The organism is Glutamicibacter sp. NPDC055354, from assembly GCF_053644955.1.
The window spans coordinates 248,116-258,941 of sequence record NZ_JBSHMB010000003.1; the positions used below are offsets into that span (position 1 = coordinate 248,116).

A 10,826-nucleotide genomic window follows, 5' to 3' on the forward strand; every position below is an offset into this window, starting at 1 on the left:
TAGTAGCCTGAACCACATTTGCTGATGTCCTGCTGGGCCTGCCTCCGCCCTGGCAACCTGGCAGACACCCCTATCCGGGTCTTGACTTGGCACCTCGCTCTCGACGAAGCTGAAAGCAGTCCCGGAGACAAGGAAAGCGAGTTCATCATGGCTACGGCTGATCGAACACCAGAGCAAGAGAACATTCCAGCAGAATCACGCGAGGTCGAAGTGGAGACCACCGTACCGATGGATTCCAAGGTCCAACGGGCCAAACCTGCCGGTGCAGATAAGCTCCCAGCGACCAAGTTGGGTCGTATCTGGACCGCTACGATCTTCGGCTTGCTCGTGCTGATCCTGCTGATCATCTTCATTGCCCAGAACCAGGAGCAGGTGACCCTGAACTACTTCGCGTATCAGGGACAGGTCAACCTCGGGCTGGCATTGTTCTTTGCCGCTATTGGTGGCGCCCTAGTGGTCGCGATCGCCGGGGTGGCCCGCGTGATACAGCTGCGCTCTACGGCGAAGAAGCAGCGCAAGGCCAATAAGCGCTAGAAAGCTCCATGGCCGCCGGGCGGAACCCCATGGGGTTTCACCCGGCGGCCATTTTGCTGCCTCAGCGAAGCCTAGTAGTCCAGGCCTTGGGATGGAATGACCAGCCCGGTCTCGTAGGCGTACACCACCGCTTGAACACGGTCGCGCAGATGCAATTTGGTCAGGATGCGCCGCACGTGGGTTTTCACCGTCGCTTCGGAAAGGAAGAAACGGTGTGCAATCTCGGCGTTGGATAGTCCCTCGGAAAGCGCACGCAGCACTTCCTGCTCACGCGGGGTGAGATCATCGAGCAGCGGGTCATGCGGAGTTTCGGCCGGCTGGTTCCGATTCCCGGCGCCAGCGTTGCGCACATAGGTTTCCAGCAGGCGGGCAGTCACCCGGGGTGCCACCACAGCGTCGCCGGAAGCTACCAGGCGCACCGCTTGGACCAGTTCTTCCGGGGCCACGTCCTTGAGCAGGAACGCACTGGCTCCTGCCTGCAGCCCTGAGAAGGCGTACTCGTCCAGGTCAAAGGTCGTCAGGATGATGATCTTGGTTTCCGGATGGTCCTTGGCGATGCGTTCGGTCGCTTCCAAGCCGTCCATCTTGGGCATGCGCACATCCATCAGGACCACATCGGGTTTCAGTGCGGCCGTCTGGGCAAGGGCATCGAGTCCATCGACAGCTTCGCCGGCGATGACGATGTCGTCTTCACCTTCGAGGATGAGGCGGAATCCCATGCGTAAGAGGGGCTGGTCATCGACCAGCAGTACCTTGATTTTGTCTTCCACGCTTATTCCTTCACTGCCTTCTGGTTTTCGTTCTGCAAGCTGCATTCGGGTAGCTTGAGGACTGCTTTCACAATCCATCCGCCACTGGCTACCGGTCCGGCATCAACCGTTCCGCCAAAAAGCGCGGCTCGTTCGCGCATGCCGCGCAGCCCGCGTCCGCTGCCGATACTCGGAACTCTCGTTGCATCTCCGTTGTCCATGATTTCCATGCGCAGTTCTTCGCGGCGCCGTTCCAGGCGAACCTGCACATCACTTACGTTACGGGCATAGCGCAAGGAATTAGTCAGGGACTCTTGAATGATACGGAAGACGGTCAGCTGGAAGGTGGTGTCCTCCGGCAACGGATCGCCCGTATGGGTAAATGAGACCGGCAGACCTGCGGTACGGAATCCTTCGAGCAATTGCTCCACGTTCCCGCCGGTAGGCTGCGGGGCCAGCTCTCCGGATTCTTCTTGGCGAAGCACGCCCAGCATGCGGCGCATATCCGCCAGGGCGGCGCGACCGGTTCCAGAGAGCTCATTGAGCACTTCGTCGGCACGGACCTGATCGCGCTTGGCCACCACTCGTGCCCCCTCTGACAGGGCAATCATCACCGAAAGCGAATGGGCGACAACGTCGTGCATTTCGCGGGCGATGCGGTTGCGCTCTTGCACCTGGGCCAGTCCGGAGACCTGCGAGGCCCAGTGATTCAGTTCAGCTTCGTGGATGCGCGCGTTGCGCACATTCATGCCCACCGCGGCTGCGGCAATGTAGAAACCGATGACGAAGCTGCCCGAGACGGCGATGATGACGCGCGTGAAGATGGTTTCGTCGATTCCATCTTGCGGGTCGAATTCCATTCCGGCCATGTCGGGGAAGCCCATCAGCACCATCAGGACCGTCTGGAAGCTGCCGGCCAAGATGGCCAGCGGGATGGTGCGTTTGGCCGAATAGCTGGTGGCGACCGTGTACAGGGCGATAATCATGCCTACCCCGCCCAGTCCACCTTGCGGACCAGCAATCACCAGGGCCAGGCATTCGAAAATGAACACCAGGATGATCACCGTCATCGGCGCCCGGCGCCGGTACAACAAGGCAGCGCTGACGGCGAGGGTGACGACCAGCAGACCGGTGGCGTTGGCTTCTGGCATCGCTGCCATGACCAGGACACCGGGCAGTGTGAGCAGCAGATAGATGACTACCGCACCGATGACCACCAAACGTGGGTGGGTACGCAAATAACGGCGTATCCGGCCCATGCGCTTGGCGGCCAGTTCATCGAAGGAAACCACAGTTTCCTGCAGCGTCGGTTGGCTCATGTTTCCAGTCTAGTTTTCTCGATCAATCCCTGCGCTACTTGATGTCCCGCTTGGTCAGCAGGATTGCACCCAATACCAGTGGAAGCACCACCCAACCCGCCACGCCCAGCAGTTGCTGCCAGGTCTCCAAATCGGTGACAACACTTGCGGGCGTCGCCAACCCCATGCCCAACTGGTCAGGGGTGAACTTCGCGATATTCTGCGCCCAGTCGGTCAAGGCGGTCAGGATGGAAAGGATGATCGGCAGCACGAAGAACAGGGCAGCGAGGCTGGTGATGCCGCCGGCCGAGTTGCGCAGCAGCATCCCCAACGCCAAACCGATCAACGCCGCCATGGTCACCGCCAGCGTTCCGTACCAGAGCACCCGTTGGAAGGCATCGCTGCTGAATTCCAAGTTCATCTGGTAGTTCTCGGCAATCGGCTTGCTGATCGCGAAGGCCAAGAGCGAGCTGACGATCTGGACGACGGCAGTGAGCAGGATGATCAAGATGCCCTTGGCGGCCAGGACTCGCAGTCGCCGCGGGCTGGCCAGGAACGTGCTTACCGCTGAGCCGGTGGTGAATTCACCGCTGAAGAGCAGGACACCAAGCACGCCAAGGATCAGCTGGCTGAAGACCAGGCCCGAGCCGATGAGCTCAGCGGCGAATCCCGGGGCCGATAGGCCTTCCATGCCCGGCATCTGATCCGTGTCGCCCATGCTGGCACTGAGCGAACCAATGCCCCACGTGGCCACGGCTGCAATGCCCACATAGAACACGATGGCCAAGAGAACCAGGATGCGGGTGGAGTTCAGGGAGAAGAAACGGATGGACTCACTGCGCAGCACGCCGAAGAGGGTGACCTTGCCATGCGGTGCGGTTGCTAGATGGTTAGACATGTCCTTACTTCCCGCCGCCAGTCTCGGCAACTGTGTTCGAGTGGTATTCGACGGCATCGCGGGTCAATTCCATGTAGGCGTCTTCCAAGGTGCGTTGCAGCGGACGCAATTCGCTGAGCACCACCCCGTATTCCAAGGCACGGCGGCCAATGGATTCTGAATCGGGGCCGGTAACTTCCAGGCCATGCTCATCAATCCGGCGTAGCTGAATACCTTCACCATTCAACGCATTCATCAAGATCTCAATGTCGGCTGAACGCACAATGGTCTGGTCAAGACCGTTGTCGATGAATTCAGTGATCGGCGCATCGGCCATGATGCGGCCACGGCCAATCACGATCAGGTGATCCGCCGTCTGGGCCATTTCACTCATCAGGTGGGACGAGATGAAAACGGTTTTGCCATCGGCCGCCTGCTGGCGGGCCAGGTTGCGGACCCAAGCCACGCCTTCGGGATCCAGGCCGTTGACCGGCTCATCGAGGATCAGCACCTGCGGATCTCCAAGCAGGGCCGTGGCAATGCCCAGCCGCTGCCCCATGCCCAGCGAAAAGCCGCCGACCTTCTTGCGCTGCACGCTAGACAAGCCAGTAAGATCCAGCACTTCGTGCACTCGGGACTTCGGGATCCCCGCGGTAGCCGCCATGGCACGCAAATGCGCCAGCGGAGTCAGGGATTTGTGCACCGACTTAGCTTCCAGCAGGGTGCCGACTTCGGTCAGCGGGTGACGTGATTTCTTGAAATCGTGCCCGTTGACCAGCACTTCACCGCTGGTAGGTTTGGCCAGTCCCACGATCATGCGCATGGTGGTGGACTTGCCGGCACCATTCGGACCGAGGAACCCAGTCACCATGCCTTCTTGGACCGTGAACGACGCATTATCGACCACGGTTTTTCCACCGTATTTCTTCGTCAACTGCTCTGCCTGGATCATATTTCCAGCCTAGGGAATTCGAGCCCAGCTCTCACCGCCCCCAGTGCTGATTTATGGCTCAACCAAAAGGGTGATGGCAGGGAAGCGAAAACTGGGCCCATGCACCAGATGGTGCATGGGCCCAGGGTGCCAAGGAAGTTAGAAGGTCGTCGTGAGCACGAACATCATCCCTGCGACGGCTAATGCGAAGGGAAGGGCCAGCAAGATCATCAGCTTCTTTTGATCCCGCACGATCGCAACGCATTCCCTGAGGAAGGCACTCGGACGGTAGTAGGCCGCCGTTTTCCCGCCGAAGGCACGGGCATCCAGGCCGAGCTTGCGTGACGCCATCGCTGCACGCAGCGCATGATAGTCGCTGGTGACCAACCACAGCTGGCCATCCGGACGCTGGGCACGGACCAAGGCGTCGGAGAACTCCAGGTTCTCAAAGGTGTCCCTGGCCCGGTCTTCAACCAGAATCTGTTCATCGGCAATGCCCTGCTCACGCAGGTAGCGGGCCATGCTTACGCCCTCTGGTTCTTCCTCATCATGGCCCTGTCCCCCGGTCGGAACCATGAAGGGGCGAGGAGATGGCTGCAGTTGATGCAGGTCTATGCCCTTGTCCAAGCGGCCACGCAGCAACGGGGTGACCTTGCCATTGATTGTGCGGGCGCCAAGGACCACCACGGCGGCGGCTTCGCCCTTGGATGGGTATCTGGCGTGCACCCATGCGTACAGCAGCAGCATGGCGAACAAGCTCGCCGTGAAGACGGAGGCCATGAACAGGACGAAAGCCAGCGAATAGGTCCACCAGGATTCGATGCGAATCAGCAGCACCGCAATGACTGGCAGGACAAAGACGGATAGCCCGGCTGCCAACGACAGCAGATTCGCAGGTTTGGCTCCTTCGCGCCGGCACATCAGGATCCCGTTGTAGATCAGCGCGGCACCGAAGACAATGACCATCAGGGGGGTCAGCACCAGCACTATGGAGAAGAGGAACCCAAACCCGGGGATCACACTGGTCAATAGGTCGACGACCGCCGAAATGGTGAAGAACACCAGCGGCAAGAGAAGTGCAGCCAGACCCAAGCGGCGTGGGTCCTTGCGGTATTGCCGGATAAACAACCACCAGAGTGCTGCCAGGAAAACCCAGCCAACGAGCTGCGCGAGCACAGATTCCATTGCCTCTCAGTTCACCGATTTCCAGTTTGCGATTCCGTATTCCCGCTTGAGCATCGATTGCGCTCCGAGGAATCCGCCCATGCCGTGCACCGACGGCCCCGGAGGCGCAGCCGAGGATACCAAGTACAGTCCTTTGGACTGCAGGTACCACGGGTCGGTCGAGATCCGAGGCCGCTTGATGCTGCCCAGCAGGTCCATGGTTCCCCCGGAAAGATCGCCACCGACCAGTGCCGAGTTCTGCACTTCCAAGTCCTGGGCGGTGACAATATGGGATTCAATGATCGTCTCGCTGAAACCAGGAGCTGCCTGTTCAAACACTTCCTTCAGTTCCCGGCTCATGTCTACCGGAGAATCCAGTGGCACGTGGCAGTAGGCCCAGATGACGTGCTGGCCCTGCGGTGCCCGCGAATCATCAAATTGCGAGGGCTGGGCAACAATCATGAACGGCTTCGCCGCTCCCCCGCGCACTGCGGCGCGTTCGGCCTTCCCGACCTGCGCCGCGGTGCCGCCCAGGTGCACGGTGCCGGCCTTGCCCAGAGTCTCGTCGCGCCATGGAACCGGTGCCGAAAGGACGTAATGCACCAGGCAGCTTCCCGGCGAGCGCCGGATACTGCTCAACGCGTGCGAGAGCCGTTCAGGCAGGTGTCCTGTTGAAAGCTTGGCCGCGTTTTCGGCGGAGGTATCGAAGAGGATGCTCTGCGCAGAAAGCTCATCAACATGGTTGACGCGGGTGCCGGTAAGAATTTTTGCTCCATGAGCCATCGCTTCTTCGGCCAAGGCGTCGCTGATGGCTTGGGAACCTCCACGCGGGATGGCCCATCCCTTGCCGTGCGCTGTTGCTGCAAGGAACAGTCCTGCCCCGGCATTGGCCGGTCCGCGAGAGCCTCCCGCAACGTGGGCGGAACAGCCTGCGTAGAGCGCGGCGGCGCGTTCAAACTTTCCAGAAAAGAGTTCCTTGACGGCCATGCCCGCCACCGTGCTCACGGCAAAGGTCGCCAACGCTGCGGGGTTCGAGGGAACCCTCAGCAGAGGATTGAGCAGTGTCTGGCTGACCCCGTCAATCTGCTTGACCAGCGGTCCCAGGAGCCGGGTGTACATCTCGCCGTCCGCGCCTCCAAGTTCCTGCCCGGTGCGTTCCAGGTCCTTGAACGCGTAGGCGGTCCGGCGATCCAGCACATGGGCGAAGGACAGCTCGGGGACGATGAACTCCACCTTGTCGTGGACGCCCAGTTCATGCATGGCTTGGGATTGCATGGCCATCGGATGCACTGCGCTGCCCAAATCGAATTTCGCTGCAGAACCATTCAGCGGCTGCGTTCTGGCGGCCCCGCCGATGGTGTCGTTGGCTTCATATACCGTGACGCTTAATCCAGCACGGGCAGCAACTGCTGCGGCTGCTAGCCCATTGGGTCCCGCACCGACAACGGCAACATCGCTCATGATTTATTTCCCGCCACTTCATTCGTTTTCTTGGATTGAGGCAGCAGTCCGCGCAGGGTCCAGCGGTCCTCCAGTCCGGCGAATGGGCCGGCCAAAGGATCATCCTGGCCCACGGCACGAATCGGGTCGTGGCGTGGATCAAGAATTGAACGTGCCACCAAGAACATCAGGTATCCCAGCATCACCATATGCGCCAGCACCAGCACCGCATAACCGGTCTCAGGGAAGGCCTTCTGCGCTTCTTCCGCAGAGAGGGAATCAAGGTAGAACCAAACAGCGTAGAAGTGCGCGATTTCCACGAGCATCCAGACAACGAATTCGCGCCAGCGCGGCAAGGCGAGGGCGAACAGCGGAATCAGCCAGACGATGAACTGTGGTGAATACACCTTATTGACCATGACAAAGGAAGCAATGATCAAGAAGGCCATGGAGGCCAGGCGCGGGGTGCGTTTAGCAGTCAAGCCCAGCACTGCGACGCCCACGCAGCACAGGAAGAAGAGGACCAGGCCGTAACGGGAAATCTGTTCGGCTTCAAAGAGCGGGACCCCTCCCCTGTTATCGGCGATGACATTCCATGCGTGCCAGAAGCTGGAGAAGCCTGCCCCGCGTTCAGAAGAGAAGTTGAAGAAGTGCATGAACGAGTCGGGGAACGCCAGCGCATAGGGAAGGTTCACCAGTGCCCATGTCGCCGCGGCGGTTCCGCCAGTCACCCAGAAGGTCTTGAGCCTGCCGGTGCGAATGGCCAATACCAGCACCGCGCCGAGGATGAAGAACGGATAGATCTTCATCGCGGCACCTAAGCCGATCAGCACCCCGGCAAGGACGGTGTGCTTTCGTGCGAATGCCAGCATGCCCAGGGCCAGCAAGGCCACAGCCCACATGTCCCAGTTGATGCTGCCGGCCAGGATGATGCCCGGGGCAATAGCCACCATTGCGGCATCCCACGGGCGGCGCCCGGTCATCCGCAGGGTGGCGATCACGGTGACCATCCACAGGATCGCAACGAGCAGCAGGTTGATGTCGAAGTACAGCAGCGAACGGTTTTCGATCCCCGTGGGGATGATCGAGGCAACGGCCGAGGCCACCGTGCTCATCAGTACCGGGTACTCGAACTGGGCGGTCGCGCTGAATGGCGCCCAGGGGTTCTCGGCGAAGCCGCGGGCGGAGAACAGCGGAACCCAGTCGCTGTAGCACGCATAGGCGTACGGGTTGTTGCCAGTCCACCCGTTGACCCGGCAGGGGTTCTTGGCAAGGAGCATCAGCAAGGCGCCCACGGTGGTCATCAGGATAATGACTCGTTCCACGCTGAAGAATCCTGGATCGACTCGGCCTGGATCGCTGTGTCGTCCCAGGCGGCCACCGATCATTGCGGTGAACTGTCGAAGGAACCCGTCAGCGCGTGATGGCACGGTAATCCGCAGGGGGCCACGCGTGGGCTGTGACTGGTTTGGCTCGTGCATACCCTCCAGCCTAAATGTTCTGTGCCTAAGCTCCGCCTTGCACACTCATGTTTCATTAGTCGCTTTGATCTTATATGCGGTTCCGAGGGCTCGAAATCCCTCTTCCGGATTCGCCTACTGGTACGTAAAACGCTTGCTGACCTCGCATTCAGCAAACAAACAGGTGATTACACCGGCACTTCACCGTGCGTTAACCCAGATGCCCCCTCTTAGTTAACTTGTGCCCATAGCGTCTTACTCGTGAGCAAAACCAACCAGCCAAATGCCATGGCGATCATCCCCGCCAGGGGAGGATCCAAGGGCATCCGGCTTAAGAACCTGCGTGAGATCGGCGGCAAATCGCTGCTGGGCCGCGCAATCGAATCAGCCAGATCCGCGGCGGCAGTCAGCGACGTCGTGGTCAGTACCGACCATGAGCAGATCAAGGCCGAAGCGCTTCGCTACGGGGCGCGAGTCATCGATCGACCGGCAGATATCGCCGGCGACACGGCCAGCAGCGAGTCAGTTCTGCTCCACGCGCTAGCGAATGCGGAATCTCAGCCAGAGATCACCGTGTTCATCCAGTGCACCAGCCCGTTCATCGATCCGGAGGATCTGGACGCAGCCATTGCGGCGGTTTCTTCGAAACGCGCCGACGTCAGCTTCGCAGCTGTAGCGGACCACGGTTTCCATTGGGGCCTGGATCCGCAGAGCGAAGCGGTCGCCGTAGGCCACGACAAGCTGCACCGTCCGCGTCGCCAGGATCGCGAACCGCGCTTCCGCGAAACCGGGGCCTTCTACGTGATGGATACCCGGGGATTCCGCGAGGCAGGGCACCGTTTCTTCGGAAAGGTCCGGGTTCACGAAGTTCCGGCAGAGCACGGCATCGACATCGATACCGAGGCAGACCTGCTGCTCGCTGGGCTGGCCGTTCCGGCCACCCAGGAACCGATCGAAGTCGACGCGGTCATCACGGATTTCGACGGGGTGCATACCCCGGACACCGCGTATGTCGATGAGCACGGAACCGAAACCGTGCGCGTCTCCCGCTCCGATGGAATGGGAGTGGCCCGGTTGCGGGCTGCCGGAGTGAAGTTCCTTATTCTCTCCAAGGAAATCAACCCAGTTGTCGCCGCCCGCGCCGCCAAGCTGAACGTCGAAGTGGCCCACGGAATCGACAACAAGGCCGAATATCTGGCCCGCTGGCTGGCTGACGAATCCATCAATCCGGCTCGTGTTGCCTACGTGGGCAACGACATCAACGATCTGGGCGCGATGGCATTGGTCGGCTGGCCGATCACCGTGGCCGATGCCCAGGAAGATGTGCACCGGGCAGCACGGTACAAACTGACCCGCAAGGGCGGGCACGGAGCGGTACGGGAACTAGCCGAACTGGTTCTCGCCGCACGCACCGCTACCAAGAGTTCTCCAAGTTTCACCCACTGAAAGGCAATACCCATGACTTCCATGACTACTGACATCAAGCCTGTTGCTATCGGCGACGTCCAGGTTGGCGCAGGCCAGCAGGTCTACGTCATCGGCGAGATCGGCATCAACCACAACGGCGACATCGAGATCGCCAAGCAGCTGATCGATATCTCTGCTGAAGCCGGTGCCAACGCAGTGAAGTTCCAGAAGCGCACCCCGGACATCTCCACCCCGATGGACATGCGCGACAAGATCCGCTCCACCCCATGGGGCGACATGACCTACCTGGACTACCGCTACCGCGTCGAGTTCGACCAGGCGCAGTACAAGGAACTCATCTCCTACGCAGCCTCCAAGGGCCTGCACGCCTTCGCCTCGCCATGGGATGTTCCATCGGTCGAATTCATGGAAGAGCAGGGTGCAGTCACCCACAAGGTCGCCTCCGCATCGGTCACCGACATCGAGCTGCTCAAGGCCCTGGCACAGACCGGCAAGCCGATCATCCTGTCCACCGGCATGTCCACCATCGAGCAGATCGACAAGGCCGTCGAGACCCTGGGTACCTCGAACCTGGTCATGATGCACGCTACCTCCACCTACCCGCTGCCTCCTGAAGAGGCCAACCTGCGCATGATCGAGACCCTGCGCGACCGCTACCAGGTCCCAGTGGGCTACTCGGGCCACGAGCGCGGCCTGCAGATCTCGCTGGCTGCTGTTGCCCTGGGCGCAGTGACCGTCGAGCGCCACATCACCCTGGACCGCACCATGTGGGGTTCGGACCAGGCCTCGTCGCTGGAGCCAAAGGGCTTCGAGTCGCTGATCCGCGACATCCGCATCCTGGAGCAGGCCATGGGTGACGGCGTGAAGAAGGTCTTCCCAGGCGAGCTGGCACCGCTCTCGCGCCTGCGCCGCGTCGACGCCTAAGCACGCCAACGTATCCGGCGG

General features: G+C 60.7%; 10 protein-coding genes. 3 read left to right on the forward strand and 7 right to left on the reverse strand.

Annotated features, from left to right (window positions below; genetic code table 11):
• The first annotated feature begins 147 nt into the window (after window positions 1-147).
• Window positions 148-534: a LapA family protein gene (locus ACWICV_RS14435; RefSeq protein ID WP_133833776.1), complete on the forward strand. Its 387-nt coding sequence runs from the start codon at window positions 148-150 to the stop codon at window positions 532-534.
• Between the two features lie 71 nt (window positions 535-605).
• Here the strand turns inward: ACWICV_RS14435 and ACWICV_RS14440 are convergent, their stop codons facing one another.
• The 7 genes from ACWICV_RS14440 to ACWICV_RS14470 all read right to left on the reverse strand — a co-directional run bounded on the left by ACWICV_RS14440 (window position 606) and on the right by ACWICV_RS14470 (window position 8,474).
• The gene (locus tag ACWICV_RS14440; RefSeq protein ID WP_105656594.1) at window positions 606-1,349 is read right to left on the reverse strand and encodes a response regulator; all 744 of its coding nucleotides are present in this window, start codon (window positions 1,347-1,349) and stop codon (window positions 606-608) included.
• Window positions 1,307-2,602 carry a sensor histidine kinase gene (locus ACWICV_RS14445; RefSeq protein WP_105656595.1) on the reverse strand — a complete coding sequence of 432 codons (1,296 nt, stop codon included), beginning with the start codon at window positions 2,600-2,602 and terminating at the stop codon, window positions 1,307-1,309. The genes ACWICV_RS14440 and ACWICV_RS14445 overlap by 43 nt, the downstream gene beginning before the upstream one ends.
• A 34-nt stretch (window positions 2,603-2,636) precedes the next feature.
• The gene (locus ACWICV_RS14450) at window positions 2,637-3,479 is read right to left on the reverse strand and encodes an ABC transporter permease (protein WP_133833775.1); all 843 of its coding nucleotides are present in this window, start codon (window positions 3,477-3,479) and stop codon (window positions 2,637-2,639) included.
• A gap of 4 nt (window positions 3,480-3,483) precedes the next feature.
• The gene (locus ACWICV_RS14455) at window positions 3,484-4,410 is read right to left on the reverse strand and encodes an ABC transporter ATP-binding protein (protein WP_133833774.1); all 927 of its coding nucleotides are present in this window, start codon (window positions 4,408-4,410) and stop codon (window positions 3,484-3,486) included.
• Between the two features lie 138 nt (window positions 4,411-4,548).
• Complete coding sequence (locus tag ACWICV_RS14460) at window positions 4,549-5,574, reverse strand: YdcF family protein (RefSeq protein ID WP_359189206.1); 1,026 nt, start codon at window positions 5,572-5,574, stop codon at window positions 4,549-4,551.
• Between the two features lie 6 nt (window positions 5,575-5,580).
• A complete protein-coding gene (locus ACWICV_RS14465; RefSeq protein WP_454091172.1) occupies window positions 5,581-7,014 on the reverse strand; it encodes a phytoene desaturase family protein in 1,434 nt (477 codons plus the stop codon).
• Window positions 7,011-8,474 carry a glycosyltransferase family 87 protein gene (locus tag ACWICV_RS14470; protein ID WP_133833771.1) on the reverse strand — a complete coding sequence of 488 codons (1,464 nt, stop codon included), beginning with the start codon at window positions 8,472-8,474 and terminating at the stop codon, window positions 7,011-7,013. Before ACWICV_RS14470 ends, ACWICV_RS14465 begins: the two co-directional genes overlap by 4 nt.
• Before the next feature lie 240 nt (window positions 8,475-8,714).
• Between ACWICV_RS14470 and ACWICV_RS14475 the strand changes: the two genes are divergently transcribed.
• Complete coding sequence (locus ACWICV_RS14475) at window positions 8,715-9,899, forward strand: cytidylyltransferase domain-containing protein (RefSeq protein ID WP_454091171.1); 1,185 nt, start codon at window positions 8,715-8,717, stop codon at window positions 9,897-9,899.
• A 12-nt stretch (window positions 9,900-9,911) separates the two neighbouring features.
• On the forward strand, window positions 9,912-10,805 hold the full coding sequence (locus tag ACWICV_RS14480; protein ID WP_105656602.1) for an N-acetylneuraminate synthase family protein: 894 nt from the start codon (window positions 9,912-9,914) through the stop codon (window positions 10,803-10,805).
• Window positions 10,806-10,826: the final 21 nt, after the last annotated feature.

Excerpts from the sequence above, each read along its gene's own strand:
- ACWICV_RS14435 (WP_133833776.1), top strand. The coding sequence starts at position 148 with ATGGCTACGGCTGATCGAACACCAGAGCAAGAGAACATTCCAGCAGAA.
- ACWICV_RS14480 (WP_105656602.1), top strand. The coding sequence starts at position 9,912 with ATGACTTCCATGACTACTGACATCAAGCCTGTTGCTATCGGCGACGTC.
- ACWICV_RS14465 (WP_454091172.1), bottom strand. The coding sequence starts at position 7,014 with ATGAGCGATGTTGCCGTTGTCGGTGCGGGACCCAATGGGCTAGCAGCC.
- ACWICV_RS14460 (WP_359189206.1), bottom strand. The coding sequence starts at position 5,574 with ATGGAATCTGTGCTCGCGCAGCTCGTTGGCTGGGTTTTCCTGGCAGCA.
- ACWICV_RS14455 (WP_133833774.1), bottom strand. The coding sequence starts at position 4,410 with ATGATCCAGGCAGAGCAGTTGACGAAGAAATACGGTGGAAAAACCGTG.
- ACWICV_RS14440 (WP_105656594.1), bottom strand. The coding sequence starts at position 1,349 with ATGCAGCTTGCAGAACGAAAACCAGAAGGCAGTGAAGGAATAAGCGTG.
- ACWICV_RS14445 (WP_105656595.1), bottom strand. The coding sequence starts at position 2,602 with ATGAGCCAACCGACGCTGCAGGAAACTGTGGTTTCCTTCGATGAACTG.
- ACWICV_RS14450 (WP_133833775.1), bottom strand. The coding sequence starts at position 3,479 with ATGTCTAACCATCTAGCAACCGCACCGCATGGCAAGGTCACCCTCTTC.
- ACWICV_RS14470 (WP_133833771.1), bottom strand. The coding sequence starts at position 8,474 with ATGCACGAGCCAAACCAGTCACAGCCCACGCGTGGCCCCCTGCGGATT.